23 protein-coding genes are annotated in these 24,155 nt (G+C 38.0%); 12 read left to right on the top strand and 11 right to left on the bottom strand.

What is annotated here, in order from left to right; all coding sequences use genetic code 11:
- Positions 1-4: 4 nt before the first annotated feature.
- Positions 5-628: an arylesterase gene (locus ACTJJH_RS10225; protein WP_005129345.1), complete on the bottom strand. Its 624-nt coding sequence runs from the start codon at positions 626-628 to the stop codon at positions 5-7.
- Between the two features lie 44 nt (positions 629-672).
- Between ACTJJH_RS10225 and ACTJJH_RS10230 the strand changes: the two genes are divergently transcribed.
- Positions 673-1,365, top strand: a complete 693-nt coding sequence (locus ACTJJH_RS10230; protein ID WP_440601096.1) for an ABC transporter ATP-binding protein — start codon at positions 673-675, stop codon at positions 1,363-1,365.
- Between the two features lie 3 nt (positions 1,366-1,368).
- Positions 1,369-3,828 (top strand): ABC transporter permease, encoded by a 2,460-nt coding sequence (locus ACTJJH_RS10235; protein ID WP_440601097.1) that lies wholly within the window; start codon positions 1,369-1,371, stop codon positions 3,826-3,828.
- Position 3,829: 1 nt separating this feature from the next.
- Here the strand turns inward: ACTJJH_RS10235 and ACTJJH_RS10240 are convergent, their stop codons facing one another.
- On the bottom strand, positions 3,830-4,639 hold the full coding sequence (locus tag ACTJJH_RS10240) for a rhomboid family intramembrane serine protease (RefSeq protein WP_440601098.1): 810 nt from the start codon (positions 4,637-4,639) through the stop codon (positions 3,830-3,832).
- A 76-nt stretch (positions 4,640-4,715) separates the two neighbouring features.
- On the opposite strand from ACTJJH_RS10240, the gene mtgA reads away from it, so the two are divergent.
- The gene (mtgA, locus tag ACTJJH_RS10245; RefSeq protein WP_002117784.1) at positions 4,716-5,393 is read left to right on the top strand and encodes a monofunctional biosynthetic peptidoglycan transglycosylase; all 678 of its coding nucleotides are present in this window, start codon (positions 4,716-4,718) and stop codon (positions 5,391-5,393) included.
- A 105-nt stretch (positions 5,394-5,498) separates the two neighbouring features.
- Positions 5,499-7,577, top strand: a complete 2,079-nt coding sequence (gene ppk1 / locus ACTJJH_RS10250; protein WP_032037223.1) for a polyphosphate kinase 1 — start codon at positions 5,499-5,501, stop codon at positions 7,575-7,577.
- A 60-nt stretch (positions 7,578-7,637) separates the two neighbouring features.
- On the opposite strand, the gene ACTJJH_RS10255 is transcribed toward ppk1, so the two are convergent.
- Positions 7,638-7,766 (bottom strand): hypothetical protein, encoded by a 129-nt coding sequence (locus ACTJJH_RS10255; protein ID WP_081405220.1) that lies wholly within the window; start codon positions 7,764-7,766, stop codon positions 7,638-7,640.
- A gap of 57 nt (positions 7,767-7,823) precedes the next feature.
- Here ACTJJH_RS10255 and ACTJJH_RS10260 point away from each other — a divergent pair, with 57 nt between their 5' ends.
- Entirely contained in the window at positions 7,824-8,414 is a 591-nt protein-coding gene (locus tag ACTJJH_RS10260) for an SPOR domain-containing protein (protein ID WP_440601117.1), read from the top strand.
- A 29-nt stretch (positions 8,415-8,443) separates the two neighbouring features.
- On the opposite strand, the gene oxyR is transcribed toward ACTJJH_RS10260, so the two are convergent.
- The 4 genes from oxyR to rubA all read right to left on the bottom strand — a co-directional run bounded on the left by oxyR (position 8,444) and on the right by rubA (position 11,796).
- On the bottom strand, positions 8,444-9,352 hold the full coding sequence (gene oxyR, locus ACTJJH_RS10265) for a LysR family transcriptional regulator OxyR (protein WP_002117503.1): 909 nt from the start codon (positions 9,350-9,352) through the stop codon (positions 8,444-8,446).
- A 6-nt stretch (positions 9,353-9,358) separates the two neighbouring features.
- Entirely contained in the window at positions 9,359-10,303 is a 945-nt protein-coding gene (gene estB, locus ACTJJH_RS10270) for an esterase EstB (protein ID WP_002117541.1), read from the bottom strand.
- A gap of 52 nt (positions 10,304-10,355) precedes the next feature.
- Positions 10,356-11,537 (bottom strand): rubredoxin reductase RubB, encoded by a 1,182-nt coding sequence (gene rubB, locus ACTJJH_RS10275; protein WP_057068522.1) that lies wholly within the window; start codon positions 11,535-11,537, stop codon positions 10,356-10,358.
- Positions 11,538-11,631: 94 nt separating this feature from the next.
- On the bottom strand, positions 11,632-11,796 hold the full coding sequence (gene rubA / locus ACTJJH_RS10280) for a rubredoxin RubA (RefSeq protein WP_000760495.1): 165 nt from the start codon (positions 11,794-11,796) through the stop codon (positions 11,632-11,634).
- Positions 11,797-12,243: 447 nt separating this feature from the next.
- Between rubA and ACTJJH_RS10285 the strand changes: the two genes are divergently transcribed.
- Positions 12,244-12,684, top strand: a complete 441-nt coding sequence (locus tag ACTJJH_RS10285) for an SRPBCC family protein (protein WP_002117644.1) — start codon at positions 12,244-12,246, stop codon at positions 12,682-12,684.
- A 15-nt stretch (positions 12,685-12,699) separates the two neighbouring features.
- Here the strand turns inward: ACTJJH_RS10285 and ACTJJH_RS10290 are convergent, their stop codons facing one another.
- Positions 12,700-13,188, bottom strand: coding sequence for a YqiA/YcfP family alpha/beta fold hydrolase (locus ACTJJH_RS10290; RefSeq protein WP_002117608.1), 489 nt, complete (start codon positions 13,186-13,188; stop codon positions 12,700-12,702).
- Positions 13,189-13,444: 256 nt separating this feature from the next.
- Here ACTJJH_RS10290 and lysS point away from each other — a divergent pair, with 256 nt between their 5' ends.
- The 5 genes from lysS to cysN all read left to right on the top strand — a co-directional run bounded on the left by lysS (position 13,445) and on the right by cysN (position 19,531).
- Positions 13,445-14,974, top strand: a complete 1,530-nt coding sequence (gene lysS / locus ACTJJH_RS10295; protein WP_002117806.1) for a lysine--tRNA ligase — start codon at positions 13,445-13,447, stop codon at positions 14,972-14,974.
- A gap of 185 nt (positions 14,975-15,159) precedes the next feature.
- Complete coding sequence (locus ACTJJH_RS10300; protein ID WP_440601099.1) at positions 15,160-16,602, top strand: capsule assembly Wzi family protein; 1,443 nt, start codon at positions 15,160-15,162, stop codon at positions 16,600-16,602.
- A gap of 252 nt (positions 16,603-16,854) precedes the next feature.
- Positions 16,855-16,986, top strand: coding sequence for a hypothetical protein (locus tag ACTJJH_RS10305; protein WP_002117520.1), 132 nt, complete (start codon positions 16,855-16,857; stop codon positions 16,984-16,986).
- On the top strand, positions 16,979-17,887 hold the full coding sequence (gene cysD / locus ACTJJH_RS10310; protein WP_000140408.1) for a sulfate adenylyltransferase subunit CysD: 909 nt from the start codon (positions 16,979-16,981) through the stop codon (positions 17,885-17,887). Before ACTJJH_RS10305 ends, cysD begins: the two co-directional genes overlap by 8 nt.
- A 30-nt stretch (positions 17,888-17,917) precedes the next feature.
- Positions 17,918-19,531 (top strand): sulfate adenylyltransferase subunit CysN, encoded by a 1,614-nt coding sequence (gene cysN / locus ACTJJH_RS10315; protein WP_002117513.1) that lies wholly within the window; start codon positions 17,918-17,920, stop codon positions 19,529-19,531.
- 51 nt (positions 19,532-19,582) lie between these two features.
- Here cysN and ACTJJH_RS10320 read toward each other — a convergent pair whose 3' ends face one another.
- Positions 19,583-20,140 carry a DUF2239 family protein gene (locus tag ACTJJH_RS10320; protein WP_014206078.1) on the bottom strand — a complete coding sequence of 186 codons (558 nt, stop codon included), beginning with the start codon at positions 20,138-20,140 and terminating at the stop codon, positions 19,583-19,585.
- Positions 20,141-20,353: 213 nt separating this feature from the next.
- Here ACTJJH_RS10320 and ACTJJH_RS10325 point away from each other — a divergent pair, with 213 nt between their 5' ends.
- A complete protein-coding gene (locus ACTJJH_RS10325) occupies positions 20,354-20,866 on the top strand; it encodes a hypothetical protein (RefSeq protein WP_002117749.1) in 513 nt (170 codons plus the stop codon).
- A gap of 42 nt (positions 20,867-20,908) precedes the next feature.
- Here the strand turns inward: ACTJJH_RS10325 and ACTJJH_RS10330 are convergent, their stop codons facing one another.
- Complete coding sequence (locus tag ACTJJH_RS10330; RefSeq protein ID WP_002117607.1) at positions 20,909-22,246, bottom strand: CitMHS family transporter; 1,338 nt, start codon at positions 22,244-22,246, stop codon at positions 20,909-20,911.
- Between the two features lie 566 nt (positions 22,247-22,812).
- A complete protein-coding gene (locus ACTJJH_RS10335; protein ID WP_002117726.1) occupies positions 22,813-24,138 on the bottom strand; it encodes a hemolysin family protein in 1,326 nt (441 codons plus the stop codon).
- Positions 24,139-24,155: the final 17 nt, after the last annotated feature.

A 24,155-nucleotide genomic window follows, 5' to 3' on the forward strand; every position in this document is an offset into this window, starting at 1 on the left:
GTGCCTATAGGGCACCTTTTATATATGGGTAAGCTAAATTAAGTAGTTTTGACTGCGCTTGAGCATTGGGATGAATCAAATCATTTTGCATAAGCTGTTTTTGACCAGCAACACCATCTAGAAAAAACGGTAGTAGTTTCACCTGATATTTTTGGCTTACAACTTTATAATTATTTTCAAAAGCTTTGCTATATGCAGCCCCATAATTTGGCGGAATCTTCATACCAAAAAGAATAACTTTGGCTTTTTGTTTTTGGCTTAATTGAATGAGCTGATCCAGATTTTTTTGAATCATTTGAGGTGGTTGACCACGCAAGCCATCATTCCCGCCTAATTCAATCACGACCACATTGGGCTTATAAGTCTGTAATAACTTAGGTAATCGGGCTAAAGCGCCGCTTGTTGTTTCTCCACTAACACTTGCATTGACCACTTTGTGTTGTTTGGGATACTGTTGATCTAAACGTTTTTGCAGTAATTGTACCCAACCTTGTTTGGGATCAATTCCGTAACCGGCACTAATGCTATCTCCTAAAATTAAAATAGTTTTCGCCGATACAAGCATAGGCAGCATACTTAATGAGATGAGCATGATGCTTTTAGAACCAATCAAAAAAGATTTAGACATTTGTACTTCGACCCTGATTCTGAATACATAGGACTTTTCACATCATGCCACAACCCATCATTGCTGCCCATCAAGTTACACAAACTATTCAGATTAACCAAAATCAGTTTACGATTTTAAAAGATATTGATTTAGAGATTTTTGAAGGGGAACAGGTAGCAATTACGGGACGTTCCGGCTCAGGTAAATCAACCTTACTAGGAATTTTGGCGACTTTAGATCAACCGTCTGAAGGAGAAGTCTGGTTGTGTGGTCAAGCTGTTCATCAGTTAACAGAGGAACAACGTGCCCAAATCAGAATGCAGCATATTGGTTTTGTATTTCAGTCTTTTCAACTTCTGCCTCAGTTGAGTGCGCTTGAAAATGTGATGTTACCTTTACGATTACGTAAAGACTTTGATTATAAAACAGCTGAGAAAAAAGCTTTAGATTGGTTGCATCGAGTAGGGCTCAGTCGTCAAGTTGAACAAACGCCTAAAGTCTTATCTGGTGGCGAGCAGCAGCGTGTAGCCATTGCACGCGCTCTCATTGCAGAACCACAAATTATTTTTGCGGATGAACCGACTGGAAACCTAGATGGTCAGACAGCACAAGAAATTGAAAGCTTACTCTTTGATTTAAACCGAGAGTTAGGTACGACTCTGATTTTAGTCACCCACGATCATAATTTAGCAACCCTATGTCAGCGTCATGTTGAGTTAGATGATGGCCGACTAAAGACAGTACAGGGTGGTTAAACTATGCGTAATCTTCTCAAACCAATTTTGCTACAGAGTTTTCGTACGGGTGGATTATATCTACTCATTATTGCTTTATCGCTTGCGATTAGCGCAACGACAGCCCTGAAATTTAGTAACGACCAAGTTAAAAATGCAGTCAGTCTGCAAGCTTCACAAATGCTGGGTGCTGATTTAGTTCTGTCGAATAACGAGCCTATCGAACAGCAGTGGAAAAAGAAAGCTGAGCAGCTTAGTTTAAAGCAAACTAATGTCACTATATTTAGCTCGATGGCTCATACCCAAGATCAGTTTGTCATGGTGAATGTAAAGGCAATTGAGCCTTTATTTCCACTCAGAGGACAGTTGGAAATTGAACCAAGTACTAAAGCGATTCAATCTGGTGAAGTTTGGCTAAGTCAAAGAGCAGCCGATTTACTTAAAGTAAAGCTAGGAGATACTGTTTCTATTGCTGATGGTACCTTCCGTTTTAGTGGCGTGATTGTGCGTGATTCAAATCAGGAGCTCGGTTTTTCGGGCTTTTCGCCAACCGTTATTATTCATCAAGCCGATATTGCTAAGACTCATGCGATTCAGACAGGGAGCAGAATTGACTATCGTTTATTAATGGCAGGTAGCCCTGAACAGGTTCAGTCATTTTCAAAGCAATTTAAGCAACAGCATCAACCTTCTAAAGATGTAGATGAAGCGGCTGGCTTGCGTTTACGTGATGCAAGTGAATCGAACAGTAGGTTATTACGTCCGCTTGAAAATTTAGATACCTTTTTGCAATTGGCCAATATTTTAACGATTTTATTGTGTGGTATTGCCATCGCTTTAACGAGTCAAAGATATGTTCAACAAAACCAAGATCACATTGCGCTGATCAGATGCTTAGGAGCCGGTAAGTTCCAAATCTTGTGGGCATATATTGGATTGCTTTGTATTGTAAGTGCGATTTCAATTGTGCTGGGAAGCCTATTAGGTTTAATCATGGGGTTTGGTCTGCTGCAACTTATGCTGCAATTGATCCCTCAATTAGAGTTAAATTTTTCGGTTGTACCTCTTTTAATCGGGCCTTTACCAATTGCGATTTTTACCAGCGTGATTGTGCTGCTTGGTTTTATTTTGCCAAGCATTTGGGAGCTTTTAAATACACCTCCAATTCGTGTTATTCGGGAGCAAGCCAAATCTCGCAAATCTTTATTCTTCATGTTTTTTGCAGGAATCACTAGCCTAGTTGTTTTTAGTTTGGTGTTGAGTGAAAACTTAATACTCAGCATTCTGGTTTTAGCGGCAATTATTGTTCTTTGTATTTTGCTTTACACCGTTGTTTGGCTATTGCTTCGTAGCTTAAAAAAGCTGAAAAATCGATTGTCTTTTTATATTCGTTCGCCATCACAAAGCGCCTTACAAATTACCGCATTGGCTTTAGGCTTAAGCCTCATTACGGTACTCAGTGTATTAAGAACAGATTTATTAGAGCGTTGGCAGCAACAACTTCCAGAAGGGACACCGAATCAATTTGTTTACGGATTACCTCCATTTGATTTAAAAGCATTTGAGCAACAATTAAAGCAGAATGGCTGGCAAAGCACGCCGTTATATCCAAATATTCGTGGCCGACTAGTAGCAAAGAATGATGTACCTTTTTCGGAACAAGCCATAAAACAAAATAACTCTTTGCGCCGTGAATTGAATTTAACACAATCAAATCAATTACCGAATGACAACGCAATTACAAATGGTCAAGCCCAGTTTAATGGCATTGGGCAAGTTTCAGTCGAAAGTAAAACTGCCGAAAGTTTAGGAATCCAAATTGGAGATAAGCTTACTTTTAGTTTGCCCGAAGGCAACTTACAGGCCAAAGTGGTAAATTTCCGGAGTGTCAAGTGGGAAAGCTTTAGCCCTAACTTTTTCTTTATTTTTTCACCTAAAACCTTAGACGAAAATGCTGGAAGTTATTTAGGTAGTTTCTATGTGCCTAAGCAAGATCAACCTAAAATGATCACTATTATTCAGCAGTTCTCAAATACAGTATTTATTGATGTTGACCGGATTTTAGATGAAGTAAAACGTTTAATGAATGTTTTGGTCAAAATAGTAACTGTTCTAGCGGCATTAGTCGGTTTTTCTGGAATATTGGTACTGATTGCATGTCTAAATTTATTAATGGATGAGCGGCGCCGTGAAGTGGCTCTGCTACGCTCATTTGGTCTATCTAAAAATAAAATGAAGCAAATACTCAGTTTTGAGATTGGGTTTTTAGGTTTGTTAGCAGGCATAGTTGCCTGCTGTTTTGCAGAAGTGATTAGTGCGATCGCAAGCTATAAAATGAATATGGCAATTCAGTGGCATATTGAAATCTGGCTGATTTTACCTCTTGGCATGATGCTGGTTTGTGCCTTGATTGGTCGTTATAGACTAGGCTATCTCTGTAATTTACCACCTTTACAAAGTTTAAGAGAATTAAACCAATTGTAGTTTAAGGAATAATATCAGGGTTCTGGATGATGATTTCATGCCATAGTGGAAGTAACGGTGAATTGATTTGTACACAGTACATATAAAAACCACCTGTAATAATTACTGCGCCTAATAGGCCGAAAATTTTAAGTATAGCTTTTAACTTGCTGACATAGCTTAAGTACCACATTAGTGCAAGGAATGCTCCAATAATCATGCCGCCAATATGCGCGGCATTATTAATACCAGTTGCGACAAAACCAAAAATAAGGTTGATGGCCATAACCATTAATAAAGCTTTTTTATCGAGTATGTAGGCTTGATGCGGCAGCGGGGGAAATAGAGAAAGTACTGTTAACGCAGCACCTAATCCCATCACGGCACCCGAAGCACCTGCACTGACATGTGGAAGTAAGCTCTGATCAAAATTTTGCAGTAATTCATGCCCATTTTGAATAGTCATATAGCTACTGAGAAGGCTACCGAATAAACCTGCGAGTAAATACATGCCTATAAAATAGAAGCGACCAAATAGAGACTCTGCGACATTACCGAAAATATAGAGGGCCCACATGTTAAGCATGAGGTGCACAAGACCAAAATGAAAAAACATGCTGGTAAATAAGCGTTCAGGCTGCCCAGAAAAAGTAAGTGGTGTAAAATCAGCACCCCAATGAATAGCATCTTTCATGGCTGGGTCGCTAATATCGACGCCAGTTGCAATTTGCCAGACAAACAAACCTACATTAATCAAGATCAATAAGGCGGTCAGCCACCAAGTTTGTACATTGAGTTTACGATTAATGTGCGGAGGCTGATATTGAGTCATGCTATGCTTTTGTTATATATGAACATGCTTAACAGCTTAACATGAAAAAAGTTGAATACAGGAGATCAGGACGAACATGAAAGCTTTTATTGTTCGCGTGTTGTTAATTTTTATAGGGGCAATTCTCCTTATTCAGCTTTGGATTTTCTCAAGTTTAGTTTGGTGGCGTACACATGAAGTTGATACCACCATGTTTATGCGAATTGATTATTGGTCAGATACCTCAGAGCCGATCATTCATGAATGGCTTGACTATGATGATATTAGCGACAATTTCAAGCATGCGATTTTAGCTGGGGAAGATGCAAAATTTATTCATCACCATGGTTTTGACTGGGATGGCATTCGTTTTGCTCTAGAGCGGAATAATGAAGAAGGAGAGGTTGTTGCGGGTGGTTCTACTGTGTCTCAACAACTGGCAAAGAACTTGTTTTTATACAATAAGCGTTCGTTTATTCGAAAAGGCCAAGAAACTATCGCAACTTGGATGATGGAGCGGATGTGGTCAAAACGCCGAATTCTTGAGGTATATATGAACTCTGTTGAATTTGGCAAGAATCGATATGGTGTAGAAGCAGCCGCGCAATATTATTATGGTAAAAGTGCGAGAAGCTTAACGCGCGAACAAGCTGCTTTTTTGGCCGCATTATTGCCTGATCCGAAATATTATCAAGATCACCGCAACGATCGTAAACTACAATATAGAAAACGCGTTATTCTACGTTATATGAATAGCACCCAGATTCCTGAATAATGATGTTTTAAAGATGTGTAAATTTTTTAGTTTTTACCAAATTGTCATATTTTTGCAGCATACTGTTTTATAGAGATTTTGGCTGGATAGAGAATTGAGTTAGACATGAATACAGCGATTACACCAACGACCCCAACAGAATATAGTTATAATGACCGTTATATAAATCGTGAATTGTCTATTCTTGACTTCCATTTGCGTGTATTGGAGCAAGCGGTAGACCCTTTACATCCATTACTTGAGCGAATGAATTTCTTGCTCATTTTTTCTCGTAATCTAGACGAGTTTTTCGAAATTCGTGTTGCGGGGGTGATGGAGCAATTTTCTCTGGGCAATGAGAGTCGTAGCCCTGATGGTTTGACGCCAAGACAAGTCTTACAAAAAATCTCTGAAACTGCTCATGCTGCGATTGAACGTCAATATCGTATTTTAAATGAAGAAATCTTACCTAAGTTACGTGAAGAAGATATTTGCTTCCTCCGTCGTGGTGAACTAACGCCAGCACAGTCAGCTTGGATTAAGAAGTATTTTCAAGAACAAGTTGCACCTGTATTAACCCCAATTAGCTTAGATCCAGCGCATCCGTTCCCACGTCTCGTTAATAAGAGCTTAAACTTTATTATTACCTTAGAAGGTAAAGATGCTTTTGGCCGTCAAATTGATTTAGCCGTGGTTCCAGCCCCACGTTCATTACCTCGCGTTGTCCGCCTGCCAGATGAGTTAACAGGTGGTAAAGAACATCATGTCATGCTATCTGCAATTATCCACGAGCATGTGTCCGATTTATTCCCTGGAATGACCGCAACTGGATGTTATCAATTCCGTGTTACACGTAATGCTGACTTGGCATTAAATGAAGATGTTGAAGATTTAGCAAAAGCTTTAAAAGGTGAATTAAGTTCTCGACGTTTTGGTCGTGCGGTTCGCTTAGAAGTGACTCATAATTGTCCACAGCATATTTATGAGTACTTATTAGAAGAATTTGATTTAACCGATGAGCAATTATATAAAGTTGATGGACCTGTAAACTTAGCTCGTCTGGTTTCAAATTTTAAACGCCCTCATTTGCGTTATGACTCACATACGCCGGTTGTGCCTAAAGTGTTTAAAAAGACCGAGAGTATTTTCTCTGCAATGCAGAAGCAAGACATTCTGCTTCATCATCCGTTTGAATCTTTCGCTCCCGTGATTCAGCTACTTCGTGAAGCTGCTCGCGATCCACAAGTATTGGCAATTAAGCAGACGCTTTACCGTAGTGGTGCTGACTCTGAAATTGTACAGATTTTGGCGGAAGCAGCGCGTAATGGAAAAGAAGTGACCGCAGTTATTGAATTGCGTGCCCGCTTTGATGAAGAATCAAATATTGAAGTAGCTAACGTTTTACAAGAAGCGGGGGCTGTCGTTGTTTACGGTATTGTTGGTTATAAAACTCACGCCAAAATGATTATGGTGGTGCGCCGTGAAAATAACAAACTTGTGCGTTACGTTCATTTAGGCACTGGTAACTACCATGCAATGAATGCTCGAATTTATACCGATTATGGTCTCATGACGACCGATAAAGATCTCTGTGAAGACGTGCATCGTATCTTCCAAGAGTTGACTGGTATGGGCAAAATGGCGAAATTGAAAAAGCTATTACATGCACCATTTACCTTACATGCTCAGCTCATCAACTTTATTGATGAAGAAATTGCCAATGCTAAGGCAGGACGTAAAGCTCAAATTATTGTGAAAGTGAATGCCTTAACGGAAGTTCAATTGATCAATAAATTATATGAAGCATCTCAAGCGGGTGTTCAGATTGATTTGATTATTCGTTCTATTTGCTGTTTACGTCCAGGTTTGCCTAACTTATCAGAAAATATTCGTGTACGTTCAATTGTAGGGCGCTTCCTTGAACATACCCGTGTTTATTACTTCAGCAATAATGGTGATGCACGTATTTACTGCTCAAGCGCAGACTGGATGGATCGTAATTTATTTAACCGTGTTGAAGCATGTTTCCCTGTGGAAGATCCTGCATTGAAAAAACGTATTTATCAACAAGGCCTAGTGAACTATTTGCAAGATAACCAGCAAGCTTGGTTGTTACAGTCAGATGGTACTTGGGTGCGTGCTGAGCCAGCAGAGGGTGAAAAATTGCATAATGCTCAAAGAACGCTATTAGAAATGATTAAGTAATAAGTTTTAAATTGAATTAAAAAAGCCGACAAAATGTCGGCTTTTTTAATTCCCTGAAATTCAAAATATTTTAATTAGTTTTTCTAAATGGTTGTTGGGTAAACGATAATAATTTGAAGCACAGCAAGATGTTTTTAAAATATGTGATTTTCCCCATAAAACATTGAATTTTAAAAATATACAAATCATGTGAAATCTACTTTAATACGCCGCATTAAATATACTTAACTTCGGTAAATGAATAAGATGCAATGCTTTATTAGAAATTTACTTATTAGAATACTTTTGGGGATAATGCCAGTGGCGGCCTACGCAGATCAGAAGTGTTATGGGGATATCATCGTATTTCAAAGGTTTGATGATCAAGCGATATATCCTTATTTTGCACCCGTTTCCAGTGATAAAACTAAAAAGAGTGAGGTAAGGAATAAAACAATAATCATCCAAAAAAGAAAACAAAAGCAAGATGAGTTTTTAACGCAAAAGAAAAATGAGGAAGTTCACACAAAAAAAGTAGAAGAAAAGAAAAATTCTGAAAATAAAAAACAACTTGATGCTGCGATCGCTAAAGAAATTTTAGAAAATGGTGAAAAAAAATGGATGGTACAAGTTGCGCTAGCTTCTAATCAAAATAAAGCAAATAGGATTCAGTCACAGCTTGAAGCAAAGGGCTATAAGGTCGTAACCAGCTCAACCACTAAAGGGGTACGAGTTATGATAGATCCAGCCAACGACTATGCTATAGCACAGATTATTAGAGAAAAAATTATTTCTGATAATAGTTTGAATATGCAATCTGCTTGGGTGTTTAAGTGGGCATCTCTTACACCTCAATAAAATAAAAAGGAGTCCGAAGACTCCTTTTTTTATTCATGTAGGTTTGTCGTGATTTTCTGCATAATTTGCAGTAACACGTCGAATTCACTTTGTAGCGGCGTACTTTTACGAGTGACTAGCGCTAAAGTGCGACTCGGGGCATCTTCAATTGGTTTTGCAGTAATTTGATCATTAAACTTAATCATACTATTTTCAATTGCAATTTCTGGTAAAAGCGTAAAACCTAAATCAGAAGAAACCATTTCAACTAAAGTTGGTAAAGAGCTTGCTTTTAAACGGTTGTCGTTTTTACGTTCACCGATAGGGCATGCACTTAAAACGTGGTCACGTAAACAGTGGCCTTCTTCAAGCAAAATTAATCTCGATAAATCAAGATCATCTAGTGAGTTTGCTTGCAAAGCATTTGTATCTTGCTTACTACATACAAGGTACAAATTTTCTTTCGAGATTTCAGCGACTTTTAGGCCTCTAGTATCAAACGGTAGAGCAAGAACAATCATGTCTAGATTACCGTGTTCTAGACGCTCTACAATTTTTTCACTTTGAGCTTCATGCAGATGCAACTGAATTTTAGGTAACTGCTGATGCACTTCATCAAGTAACCGTGTCAGGATAAAAGGTGCAATGGTTGGGATAACTCCCAAATGCAAATCACCTGTTAACGGTTCACTCATTTCACGGCTCAATCGCATTAAATCTTGAGCATCTGCTAGTAATACACGGGCACGAGCAACAACTTGTTCACCCAATGGTGTTAAACGCACATTCTGACGGTCACGCTCTACCAGAACGCCACCTAATAATCGTTCAAGCTCCATGATGCCGCCTGATAACGTCGATTGCGTGACAAAAGAGCGGCGTGCTGCTTCAGTAAAATGCAAAGTTTCCGACAACGTAACTAAATATGATAGCTGTCTTAGTGAGGGTAATGCAGCCATAGTGTCCTAGTATGATGATTTAAAATGATGCGCAAATAAACCGCTAAGCTGAGGAATAAAATGTGCAGGGATATCATGCCCCATTCCATCAATTAATTCAAACTTAGCACCGGAAATTGCTTTTGCTACAGCCTTACCATGACTAGGTGGAAGTAAGCGATCACGAGAGCCATGCAGGACTAACGCAGGTTGCTTAATTTCACGGTCCAGTTGAAGTAAGGAGCCTGTACATAATATTGCTAAAAACTGTTGAAGTACACCAGCAGGATAATAGCTACGTTGATAAAGTTTGCGTGCAGTTTGCATTGCTTCAATCTGGTTGACGTAACCAGGTGAACCAATCAATTGAAATAATTTTAAACTGTGATTAACAATACCATCTTCGTCACGTGACTCAGGTTTGCCAATTAAACTCAAAAGCTGTTTCGGAAAAGGAGGGGGTAAAAAAGGCTGATTATTACTTGTAAACATGAGCCCCAATTTCTCAACCTTTTCAGGATATTTTGCTGCAAGAATTTGAGCGATCATCCCGCCCATTGATGCACCAATGACATGTGTTTTAGTCACGCCTAAGCGGTCAATAAGCATTGATACATCATCTGCCATATCATGCAGAGTATAAGGGGCACCTTGATTACTTAGTCCGAGCGCAAAGCGACCCATCAATTTAACCGTATTTAACCGTTTACCTTCATGACGTACTTTTGAAGAAAGGCCAATATCACGGTTATCAAAACGAATAACACGAAAACCTTGATCAATGAGTGATTTACAGAAGAAATCCGGCCAGAAAAGCATTTGAGCGCCAAGACCCATAATCAGCAAAATGGTTGGATGTTCCGGTTTTCCACCTACTTCTACATGTAGCTCAATACCATTGCCTAAGTTGACCTTGGTTTCTTGCATGAAAGATGTGTACGGCGAAATGTTAAACTGTAAGGCACTATTCATGTTATTCATTCCTTAAAGGAATACTCACAAAAGAGTATTCCTGATTCAAACCTTATGCTTGGGCTGGAATAAGATCTGGAACAAGCTTTGTTAAAGTTAAGCGTTGTTTACCTGCTGTTGCACCTAACAATACGAAACCACGCAATGTTCCATCATTGTCAATTGCTTTAGCAAGCATACCATCGTCGAACTCTTCTGTTTCCCAGTTCACTTCTACATCCACTGGAGCTGGTAACACTGTAAGTGGAGCTGCAGGAGTTTTTACTGCAACTGGCATAGCAGGGTAGTGCACGGCAGTTTGTTGTCCGCTGAGGGTTTTTGCAAGAGCACGAGCTTGCTGCATAATTGGCATTACATACGGAAGTAGCGTGCCATTTACTTCGGCGCAATCGCCAATTGCATAAATATCGGCTTGATTTGTTTCAAGTAAACTATTAGTAATAATTCCACGGCTTGTTTGAATATCTGCACTTTTAGCAAGTGAAATATTTGGCTGTAAACCAATGGCTGAAAGAACGATGTCGGCTACCAAAGTTTGGCCGTTTGCGAGTGTAATCGCATAATCTTCGCCATTATTAATTTTGCTGACTTTTTCAACGGTTGTACCTAACGCAAATTTAACACCAGCCTCTTCGAGATTTTGCTGGAATGCAGAAGCAATATGACCTGGTAATAAGCGACCTAATGGTTGAGGTGCCAAATCAATGACAGTAATGTCATATTCACTGTGAAGTAAGTCATTGGCGAATTCACAACCAATTAAGCCAGCACCTAAAATAACAACACGTTTGTCTTTACGTTGAGCTAGATTTTCACGGAAAGCACGGTAATCAATCAGCGAGTTCACTACATGAATGTCATCGCTACCATCGCCTGCAATTGCAAGACGAATTGGGTTAGCACCAACCGCTAAAATCAGTTTTGAATAGGGTTGATTCGAAGTTACCCCATCTTTCTCAAGAACAAGCTCATGACGTTCAGCTAAAATTTCTTTTACAAAAGTGAAAGGCTCAATACGCATATTGAGTTGGGTACCCATTTTAGCAGCATCACCTAAAGCAATCTGTTCAGGTGCTTTTTTACCTGCAAATGCATTTGATAATGTTGGTTTTGCATAATTCACTGCATCATCCGCACAAATCATCACAAGTTCTTGCTCTGGGCTAAGTTTACGAAACTCACGTGCTAAGGTATAACCCGCCATGCCTGATCCGATAATGACGATAGGATGCATTTTTCTCTCCAGAGTTAGAATTGTTTATTTAATACGGTAATGGGTAATATACGTAAAAAAGACCATGTCAATCATGGCCTTTTACTGTAAGTCATTAGATTTCGATCATTTCGAAGTCAGCTTTTGAAACGCCGCAATCAGGGCAAGTCCAGTCATCAGGGATATCTTCCCATTTTGTTCCAGCTGCAATGCCGTCTTGTGGCCAACCTTCTGCTTCATCGTAAATCCATCCACAAACGATACATTGATATTTTTTCATGAGACTCTCCGCACTGATAAGTTTGCTCAAAGCTGCCTTTCAGTAAAACTATTCCATCTATTAATAATGTAACCACGATCCGGTCAATAATAACCAATGTGCCTTTGATCGGATATCAAATTTTTACGCAGTTCTACATTTAATGTAAAGCAAATAACGGAGTTTAATCATTCGTAAGCAAAGATGAATGGCAGGTTAGGACAAATAAGTGGTTTTTTAGGCAAAACTTGAGCATAAACTAATAATAACTAATACATTCTTAATGTTAATTTTAAACTTAATGTTGTTCGTGAAATTATTGAGAGATAAAAAAGTATTTGCTCATTTAAAAGATTTATATAATAAGAAAGCTAAATAACAACAAATAAAGATTCAACAGATGTCATTATTAAACACGAAAATTAAAATTCGACAGTATAAGAACTGAATAAATCAGGGAAGTTAAGTATGGAAAATTTAGTATACGAAGTAGAAATTGAGGCGCCTATAGAAAAAGTATGGGAATTACTTTGGAATAACGAGACATATAACGCTTGGACAAAATTTTTTGCTCCAGATTCCTCAATGCGTACCGATTGGCAAATCGGTGGCAAAACTTATTTCCTAGATGGTGAAGGCAATGGCATGGTCTCCACAATCGAAGAATTGAAAAAGCCGGAAATCTTGATTTTTAAACATTTAGGAATGATTAAGGATGGTAAGGAAGATTTAGAAAGTGAAGAAGTTAAAGGCTGGAGTGGTTCCCAAGAAAAATATTTTTTGAGCCAGCGCGATAGTGTAACTACTTTAAAAGTCGAATTAGCCACCTTACCTGAATACATGGGTATGTTGAAAAGTGGCTTCGTTCAAGGATTTGATGTAATCAAGAAATTGGCAGAAGGAAAATAGGCAATCGCCATCAATTTAAGCCAAATATTTTTTATAAATTTTCATAATCAAATCATTGATACGAGAAGGATAGGCCAAACGATGATGTCCGCCTTCAAACGTTTCAATATTCATGTAGGGAGCAAGTTTTTCTTGAACTTGATACATATCGAGTTGCTCATCTCCTAATTCTAAATAAGCCATTTTAGGATTAGAGTGAGTAAGTTCCTCTTCGGAAAGCTGAGGATAATCAGGTCGAAAACTAGGCGTAAGACTTGGATTTGCCACAATCACAGCTAATTTATGTTGAGCGGCGGTTTTTAAGGCCCAATATCCTCCAAGGCTATGACCAACCAGTAAATCTGGTTTGATCGTCTGAATAGCTTGGTGATAAAAGTACTCAACAGATGCATAACTTAGGTTACGATAATCAACGTCAATACAAAATTTTTCAGGATGTAAAATGGCGTGGAACTTTGTTGATTCCCGAGAAGAATCCAAGCCATGTAGAAATAGAATTTTCATTATTTACGACACAATCTCATTGATAAAATACAAGGCAAAAAGGGCCTTTGAATATCGAGGTTATTTAGATTTTTTTATATTTTACTAAAAGCTTTAAAAAATGATCTTAGCGATTGGTCTAAGTCATTTTGCCTTTAAAAAGTACTGCTCGTTTTCATAAATTGTCTTTTTTCATTTTTGTTTGATTGAAATCATTCGAAAAACTCCTGCAATCTGTTAAGCTATGCCACTTCATTTTTACTTAATCGAGGCAGAGATGACGCAACAAAACGCTCAATCGACTTCTGAACCAACTATTTCCGAAAACGATTTAATTGCACAGCGTCATGCCAAATTAAAGCAAATCCAAGATGTTGCGAAGGAAACTGGAAAGAGTCCTTGGCCAAATACTTTTAAGCGTGAACATTACGCAGCTGATCTACAAGAACAATTTAAAGATCAGTCGAAAGAACAAATTGAAAGCGCTGAGCATGTCTATGTAAAAGTGGCTGGCCGTGTCATGTTAAACCGTGGTTCTTTCATGGTGATTCAAGACATGACTGGTCGTATTCAGTTATATGTTGACCGTAAAGGCTTACCAAAAGATATTCTTGAAACCATTAAAGGTTTGGATCTTGGTGACATTATTGCTGCTGAAGGTTATATCGGACGTTCAGGCAAAGGTGACTTATATGTTCATCTTGAAGGTTTTGAACTTCTTACAAAATCGCTTCGTCCGTTACCAGATAAATTTCATGGTTTAAATGACACAGAAGTTAAGTACCGTAAACGTTACCTTGACTTAATCGTGAATGAAGAAACACGTAAGACTTTTGAAATCCGTGCCAAAGTTGTTGCAGGTATTCGAGCATTCTTAAACAATGAACGTTTCATGGAAGTTGAAACGCCAATGATGCATGTGATTCCGGGTGGTGCTTCTGCACGTCCATTCGAAACACATCACAATGCTTTGGATATGCCTTTATTCTTACGTATTGCACCTGAACTTTATTTGAAGCGTTTAGTGGTTGGTGGTTTTGAGCGTGTGTTTGAAATTAACCGTAACTTCCGTAATGAAGGGGTGTCAACACGTCACAACCCTGAATTCACCATGATCGAGTTTTATCAGGCATATGCTGATTATAAAGATTTAATGGCATTGACTGAAAATATGCTTGAAAAGTTGGCTTTGGATATTCTAGGTACAACTGATGTTCCTTACCAAGGTGAAGTGTTTAGCTTCAAAGGACCATTCAAAAAAATCTCTATGTTCGATGCGATCTTAGAGAATAACCCACAGTTCACACCTGAAAATGTAGGTGATCGCGAGTTTCTTGCAAAATTTATTCGTGAAGAATTGAAAGAAGAGGTTAAGCCTGGGTTTGGTTTAGGTAAGCTTCAAACGATCGTATTTGAAGAAACTGTTGAGACTAAACTTCGTCAGCCAACATTTATTACTGATTACCCAGCGGAAACTTCTCCATTGGCGCGTCGTAATGATGACAATCCACACGTTACAGATCGTTTTGAATTCTTCATCGGTGGTCGTGAGTTAGCAAATGGCTTCAGCGAGTTAAATGACCCGATTGATCAGGCTGAACGTTTCCAAGCGCAAGTTGCTGAAAAAGACGCTGGTGATGATGAAGCAATGCATTACGATGCAGAGTTTGTTGAAGCACTTGAATATGGTTTACCTCCAACAGCAGGTGAAGGTATTGGTATTGACCGTTTAGTCATGTTATTTGCTGACGCACCAAGTATTCGTGATGTAATTTTATTCCCGCATATGCGCCGTAAAGAAGGTTAATCTTCTAAGATGCAAAAAGGCAGTATTTATACTGCCTTTTTTATTACCTTTTATATCTAAAAACTTACCTATTTATACTAATCTTAAGATAGCGTTAAAAAATGTAATTGCACAGTTTAACAATTGCAAAGTTGTGATAAAAAATTTAAGGTGTTGCTCATAAATAACTTTGAGAATTGGCTGGCATGTTTCTAAGAAAAACACTTTCGATTGCAATATTGGCAACTGCTTCATCCGCTATTTTTGCACAAGGTTTAGTGCTAAATAATGAAGACTTACGTACCGACTTAAACTGGTTAAATCAACAAGGTGTTATCAGTATTAGCACCTCAACTTGGCCGTTAAGTGGTGATGAAATTCAAAGAGCACTTTCTCAAGCAAAAGTGACGCATCCAGCTCAACAAAAAGTTATTAATTCAGTACTTAATGCATTAAAAGCAGATAACAATACAGTTAAAGTGGGTGCTTTTGCTGAAACTGATATCAAAAATATTCCTCAAGCATTCGGTGATAACCAAAAAGCTCAATATCAAGGTTCATTAGAGTTTAATGCTGGCGGTGAAAACTGGGATGCTAAAATCCGAGTAAATGCAGAAAAAGATCCTCAAATTGATAATGGACAAGACGTTAATGTTGAAGGTTCATATGTCGCTGGTAAACTTTGGAATCAATGGGTAGTTGCAGGTCAAATTCCAACATGGTGGGGATCTGGACACGATGGTAGCTTAATTCGTGGTGATGCTAGTCGACCAGTTTATGGAGTAACTGCACAACGTGCTGTGCAAAATGCTTTTGAGACAAAATGGTTGTCTTGGATTGGGCCTTGGCAATACCAAGCATTTGCTGGTCAATTAGATGATTATAAAGCAATACCAGATGCTAAATTATTAGGCTTACGTGTAACTGCAAGACCGTTACCTTATTTAGAACTAGGTGCTTCCCGAACTTTACAATGGGGTGGTGAGGGACGTTCTGAAAGTTGGGATTCTTTATGGAATGCGATTAAAGGTAATGATAATGTTTATGATGCGTCTGAAGACAGGTCTAACCAAATTGCTGGATTTGATGCTCGTTTGAATCTGCAATCTCTTTTAAATGCTCCTGTTGGTATTTATGGACAATATGTAGGTGAAGATGAGGCTGGGTTACTCCCATCTAAAAAGATGTATTTAGCTGGGGTTGATTATTCGTCAAGCTACAATGATATGCCATATCAACTTTATGCAGAATGGGCTGATACTCGCACCAATGGTGATGTAAAAGGTATTTCTTATAACCATTATATTTATAAAGATGGTTATTACCAACATGGTTTCCCATTAGGTCACGCGATGGGTGGTGATGGGCAAATGTATTCGGTGGGTGGCGATATCCGCTTTGATGTCATGAACCGTTTAAGTGGTCGCGCTATGGTGGTTAAAGTTAACCAATCTAACTTAGCAATCAATAAAGCATTCCCTAAAGATGATGAAATCAAAGCCCTTGATTTAACTTGGACGCATTTCATCAAACCTGATCTTCCATTAAAAATTAATGGGTGGGTAAGTGACTCGGATCTTGAGGGTAATGATGCAGGTGCATCTATTGGAATTGAAATTCCATTAGAACGTAAAATGTTTGGTTTCTAAGAATAGATCATGTTTTAGAAAAGAGAAGCGATCAAAGCTTCTCTTTTTTATGGTTTTAAAGAAATATAAAGACTAGAACATGATTTGCTTAAGTTGACTACACAAGCTACGATTGTGAAGTTATGCAAGTGAATCAGCATATTACATGTATATGATTAAATCGAATATCAATATGAAAAAACAAGCAAAAGGAATCGGTTTTAAATCACTATAATGCATAACTAATGCTATAAGCCATATAAAGGCTTGTGGTTGGATTATCTATCACGAAAAATTGGAGTTGTTATGGCACTCGTTCCTCCACATGGTCTTCTAGGTGGTGGTTTAATACTACTTCTAGATTTTATGGGCAAAATGGATAGAGAAGGGCGTGTTCATGACTGAATCAAGACTTACACATCTCAAGCAACTTGAAGCTGAGAGTATTCATATCATCCGTGAAGTTGCTGCAGAATTCGAAAATCCAGTCATGCTTTACTCAATTGGTAAAGACTCGGCTGTGATGCTTCATCTAGCGTTAAAAGCATTTTATCCAGCTAAACTTCCATTCCCATTATTACATGTAGATACGGGTTGGAAATTTAAAGACATGATCGCGTTTCGCGATAACATGGCAAAAACTCATGGTTTTGACTTAATTGTTCATCAGAACAAAGAAGGCCGTGAAGCTGGGATCAACCCATTTGATCATGGTAGTTCAAAATATACCGATATTATGAAAACCCAAGCCTTAAAACAGGCTTTGGATAAATATCAATTTGATGCTGCTTTTGGTGGTGCACGTCGTGATGAAGAAAAATCACGTGCGAAAGAGCGTGTATATTCATTCCGCGATAGCAAGCACCGTTGGGACCCGAAAAACCAACGTCCTGAACTTTGGAATCTTTACAATGGTAAAGTGAACAAAGGTGAAAGTATTCGTGTATTCCCTTTATCTAACTGGACTGAGTTAGATATCTGGCAATATATCTATTTAGAAAATATTCAAATCGTTCCTCTTTATTTCTCTGCTGTTCGTCCAGTAGTAGAGCGTAGCGGTACGTTAATCATGGTTGATGATGAGCGTATGCGTCTAAAAGAGGGTGAAGTTCCACAGATGAAGTCTGTACGTTTCCGTACGCTTGGCTGTTACCCGTTAACTGGTGCAGTTGAGTCTGAAGCAGATACGTTACCTGAAATTATCCAAGAGATGCTTTTAGCCACGAGTTCTGAGCGTCAAGGTCGTATGATTGACCATGATGAAGCGGGCTCAATGGAAAAGAAAAAGCAAGAAGGCTATTTCTAAGACAATTTCTAAATTTGTGGAGTTTGAGCAATGTCTCATCAATCAGAATTAATCAGTCAAGATATCTTGGCCTATTTAAAGCAACATGAACAAAAAGACCTTCTACGCTTTTTGACTTGCGGTAACGTAGACGATGGTAAAAGTACGCTTATTGGACGTTTACTCTACGATTCAAAATTGATTTATGAAGATCAATTGCAAGCAGTAACGCGTGACAGTAAAAAAGTAGGAACTACGGGTGATGCACCAGACTTGGCGTTACTAGTAGATGGCCTTCAAGCAGAACGTGAACAAGGTATTACCATTGACGTAGCTTACCGTTATTTCTCAACAGAAAAGCGTAAGTTTATTATTGCGGATACCCCGGGACATGAGCAATATACACGTAACATGGCAACAGGTGCGTCAACTGCGGACTTGGCAATCATCTTGATTGATGCGCGTTATGGTGTGCAAACTCAAACTCGTCGCCATACGTTTATTGCAAGTTTGCTTGGTATTAAAAATATCGTTGTTGCAATCAATAAGATGGACTTGGTTGAATATTCACCTGAACGTTTCACTGAAATTCAGATTGAATATGATGCTTTCGTAAGCCAATTAGGTGATCGTCGTCCAGCCAATATTCAGTTTGTACCAATCTCTGCCTTAAATGGCGATAATGTTGTGAATCCGTCAGCTCATACGCCGTGGTACAAGGGTCAAACCTTGATGAGCATTCTTGAGTCGGTGGAAATTAGTCGTGAATCAAACAAACACGAATTCCGTTTCCCTGTTCAGTATGTAAATCGTCCAAACCTTGATTTCCGTGGTTTTGCGGGTACTGTTGCTTTAGGTGAAATCAATGTTGGTGATGAGATTGTTGCACTGCCATCAGGTAAGCGTTCAACAGTTAAAGAAATCGTTACTTTTGATGGAAACCTTGAGCAGGCTGTAGCGGGTCAAGCGGTTACATTGACCCTGAATGATGAAATTGATATTAGCCGTGGTAACGTTTTGGTACGTGCTGGCGAGCAACCGTTAATTTCACGTAGTGTTCGTGCTTCAGTGGTGTGGATGAATGAACATCCGCTCGTGAAAGGTAAGTTATACAACGTTAAGATTGGTACCCAGACTGTTCCTGCTAAAGTCACTAATATTCACTATCGAGTGAATGTGAATACACTTGAACATACTCATGTGGAAGAGCTTGAATTAAATGCAATTGCAGATGTTGTAGTTGAGTTCGATGCGCCAGTTGTGTTTGATCAATATCAAGATTCTCGTTATACAGGTTCATTCATCTTCATTGACCGCTTAAGCAACGTAACTGTTGGTGCAGGTATGGTTGAGGCTGCTGTTGAATGGACTGCACATAGCAATCCTGTAACAGCTGAAGATCGTGCTGCACGTTTGGGCCAAAAGCCAGCGGTGATTGGGATTTCTGCACAGTTAATCGAGAAAGCTCAAGTTTTAGAAAGTTTATTGATCCAACAAGGTGTAGTTGCGATTGCAAAAGCCAACTTAACTGCTGAACAAATTACTTTATTGCGTGAGACAGGTGTTGTGGTTATCACAACTTCTGTGGAAGGTACGGATACAGAAGTTACTGCTGAAACCGTTGAAGAGGCAGCTGAAAAAGTTGTGGAATTAGTTCGTCTTTAATAGACTGAATTGATTTTGAAAAAACCCGCGTAAGCGGGTTTTTTATTGGGTTTAGAAAATACTTTGAGTTTTTAAAGTTAAATATTCTCTTAAATCTTTGGGATAGCTCTGAATCATCTTTAAAAATATATCTCGATCACCTTGATATAAGGCACGTGTTGCTTCTTCGTAATTTGGCATATTGCCCAACATGGCAGACATAAAACGGTCGATGGCTTGTTTAGCGAGCATAATATTACCTTCAGAATTTGGGTTATTTAACTCTTTATCAATTAACTTACGAATTACTGCTGATGCACTCGCACTTTGTTGATCTAACCAATCCCAATGTTTTTTCTGTAAAGTGATTTCACGAGAAATTACTCCGAGTTTAGGTCGTCCAACTTTTTTAATTTCTTCCGGTTCACCATAACGTTGATGAAATTCTTGTTCCGAACCAGAAAGATCAAGATCAATTTGTTGACCTGTTTGATCATTAAAAATCAGAATATTTTCCGTTGTTTTCGGAAGATCTTTGAGTTTTTTTGCAAGTTCAATAAGGGAGTCACTCGCAATAAGTGTGCTTCCAGTGAAGGCAGTATAGGTGATTTTAGTATTCATTTTAGCCATATATTTTTATCTGGGTAAAATAATATTATCAGGGTAAAATTAATTTGGCAAATAATTAAAATTATAACCAAAGAATTATTTGATTTTATGAGTGTAGTCTATGAAGTTAGGACTATAAAAATAGTCAAGATAATGAGCTATTTAAAATTTTACTCTGCTTTAGTATCGCTTTTATGAGAGAATACGCCTTTAGTTGTATGTATAGAGACTCCTATGTTTGAGCAATCTCCTGAATCTTTAAGCGATATCGAAATTTTAGACATTTTACAGTCGATGAAAAAAGATAAGCTAGATACGGAAGCAAATGAGATCATCCGTAACGGGGGGAAAGCAGGACGTCAGGAAGCACATAAGCAGGCTTTAGTGGCACTGAATACAAATTTTGAAGAAAAGTTTGTAGAGGCAGTTACTCTTGCACTAGGTTTAAATGCAGCTCAAGCTAAAAAAATTCGCTATAAAAAAGATCGAATTCGTATTTTAAAAGCGCGTGGTATTGATTATTTAGCTATTGATGGTGCAGAAACAGCGCAAGTTTTGGCACAAATTTCACAAGCGATTGTTCGAGAAGATGCAATAGTTACTCATGACTTACATGACATCTTCCCATTTTGGAAAGAAGGTTGGCCAATGGTGCAATTTGATAATGCCTATAAAATTTTAGAAGAAGATATTAGCTTGCACTTTCATGCGTTCTTAGACGCCATGATTGAGTATATAAATAAATAAAAATAAAAGCCCCGTTTGGGGCTTTTATTTTTAGGGGAATAATTAAAGTGTACTAAAGAGCGGGAAAACGCCAATCACTAATGCAGTGCCCATCAAAACCATACATGTTATAAATGCCCATTTAAATGTGAACTTTTGATGGTCAGCAAAGTCAACTTTAGCAAGACCGCATAACAAGTAAGTTGATGGAACAAGAGGCGATAGTAAGTGTACTGGTTGACCTACAATTGATGCACGAGCAATAGCTTCTGGGCTAATACCGTAATGTGAAGCCGCTTCAGCAAGAATTGGTAAAACACCATAGAAGAATGCATCATTTGACATAAAGAATGTCAAAGGCATACTGACTAAAGCGGTAATCGGTGCAAGATATGGACCCATGCTTGGAGGAATCATTGCGACGAATTCTTTAGACATCGCCTCAACCATACCTGTACCAGATAGAATACCTGTGAAAATACCTGCTGCGAAAATTAAACCTACAACAGCTAAAATACTATCTGCATGCATTGCGATACGCTTTTTCTGCATATCAACATCTGGATAGTTAATCAGCATTGCAATACAGAACGCTAGCATGAATAGCACTGACATTGGCAAAATGCCTTTGATTAATGCAATCATGAGAATAATAGTAAGTACCATATTTACTTTGCGTAAATGTGGACGTGTCGCTTCAGGGTCTTTCGACACGGTAATATTATCACCATGATGACTTTCAAGCTCAATCACGCCTAAACGTTTTTGCTCATAGCGGCCATATAAATATGCCAAGAAGAATAACCAACCAATACTAATGATCATTGGAAGGATCATTGGTACGAAAATATGGCTTGGATCAACTTGTAACGCACTTGCAGCACGAGCAGTAGGACCGCCCCATGGCGTTAGGTTCATTACACCACTACATAAAAGCATAAGCGCAGTCATGATGAGTGTGTTCATTCCTAGGCGTTGATAAAGTGGCAACATTGCAGCCACACAAATCATATAGGTGGTTGAGCCATCACCATCTAAAGAAACGAGAGTGGTTAAAAAGACAGTTCCTAGTGTAATTTTTAAAGGATCGCCTTTAACTTTTTTCAAAATCCATTTAACCGGTGGGTCGAAAAGACCTGCATCGATCATTAAGGCAAAATACAAAATTGCGAATAAAAGCATTACGCCAGTTGGCGCTAATTTTTTGATGCCATCCAGCATCATCTCACTGAGACCTTTAAGTTCAATGTGACTTAAACTTTCAAAGTAATGACCTAGGCCCCAAGCAATGAGAGAAAAAATAAACGGGATGAGAATTAAAGCAATAATAGGGCTTAAACGTTTGGACATGATTAAGTACATGAAGCACAAAATCATGCCAACACCAAGTAATGTCAGCATACAATCAATCCTTTGCCTATAGTTTTACTGAACAAGTTTATTCAAAACTCTGACCTTGGTTATTCTTATTAATTTTTATTAAAAAGACAAATAATATATTTAGTTTATTTGGTTAATATATATTCATTTGGATGGGTATATTTAGATGAAATACTGAACATATATATTAAGGTTATAATGGTTTTATAATAAATGAATGCTATTATAAAATAATATAAAGGTATTATAAAAATAAAAATTATATGGCATTTTTTTTAATTATATATATTTTGATGATTGAAATGAGAAGAAGAAGCATTTAGAGATTGACTTTGAGCTAAGTTACATAAGTTTGTTTGCAATGTAAATGGGCTTAATCACTTTATAGGCAGTTAAGAGATATAGATTATTTTATTAATTTTCAGTATTTAAGCTTTAATAGAGTTACTAAATAAAATAATAATACTTTTAAATTAAAAGAGCAAATTGAATAAATGAATCTAAAATAATTATTACATATATTTAAAAAATTTATTTAGTTTAAAAAATACCCCAGCTAAATTGTGGGGCATTTAAATTAATAACGATTAGTTTTCATCAATTGATGAGTGTGTTTCGGTTTGTTCTAAAATTCGAGTTACAAGAAGTTGGTCAATTTTAAAATGGTCGACATCGACAACTTCAAATTTATATCCACCAAATTCCACAAAATCTGCTGGACGTGGAATTTTGCGTAAACGGTACATCATGAAACCTGCGAGCGTCTCATAGTTTTCTTCATCAGGCATTTCATCAATTTCAAGAGCATGTCTTAGATCATCAATTGGTGTACTGCCATCAATTAACCATGAGTTATTATCACGTTTAATGATTTGCTGCTCTTCTTCAATAGGAGTAACCCAATCACCCATAACTGTAATCATGATATCGCTTAACGTAATCACTCCTACAACAAGTGCATATTCATTGATAACGACAGCAAATTTCTCTTTTGTAGAACGAAAACGGTCAAGTAGTTCAGAGAGTGTGAGAGTGTCGGGAATCATGAGTACAGTACGAATGGTAGACTCATTTAATTGAGTTGGTGATTGATTATTTAAAATGCGTACTAAGAAATCTTTAGCATCAACATAACCAATAACCTGATCAATATTTTCATTACACACTAAAAATTTTGAGTAAGGATATTCTGCTAATTTTTGACGAATACTATCTTCATGTTCGTTTAAGGTGAAATAAACGACGTTCTCCCGTGTCGTCATGCTTGAAGGTACGGTACGTTCTTCTAGTTCAAAAACATTCTCAATAAAGTGGTGTTCTTGTTTTTGAAGTACGCCGGCTTGAGCGCCCGCATCCATGACCGCTGAAATATCATCAAAAGTAATGTTGTCTTCGCGTGTTGTATTGACTTTAAACAAGCGAAATAACAGATTCGCAATAGCATTAATTCCCCAAGCTAAGGGTTTACACACCTTAATAAAAACTTGAATCGGGTTAATAACGCTAATTGCAATTTTTTCAGGTGCAATCATTGCCAAGCGCTTTGGCATAAGATCGGCAAATAAAATAAATAGAGAAGTTACTAAAGTGAAGGAAAGGGCAAAACCGATAGTTTGTGTCCAAGGCCCTTCATAAAAGCGGTCAACTAAAGTGACAAAAAAGGGACGAAAAGCAGCTTCACCCAAAATACCGCCTAAAATTGCAACTGCATTTAGGCCAATTTGAGAAGCTGCAAAAAAATCGGCAGATTGTTCTTGTAGATCAAGTACTTGTTGGGCACGTTCTTCGCCAGCTTCGGCTAAAATTTTTAACTTTACTTTTCTGGCACCAGCCAATGCAATTTCAGTTAAAGATAAAAAGCCTGCTGCGATGATGAGCAGTACGATGATAATGATATTTTGAAAGAGACTCACAAATCACCCGAGGTTCA

The organism is Acinetobacter sp. 22301 (assembly GCF_052045285.1).
Lineage (GTDB): Bacteria > Pseudomonadota > Gammaproteobacteria > Pseudomonadales > Moraxellaceae > Acinetobacter > Acinetobacter pittii.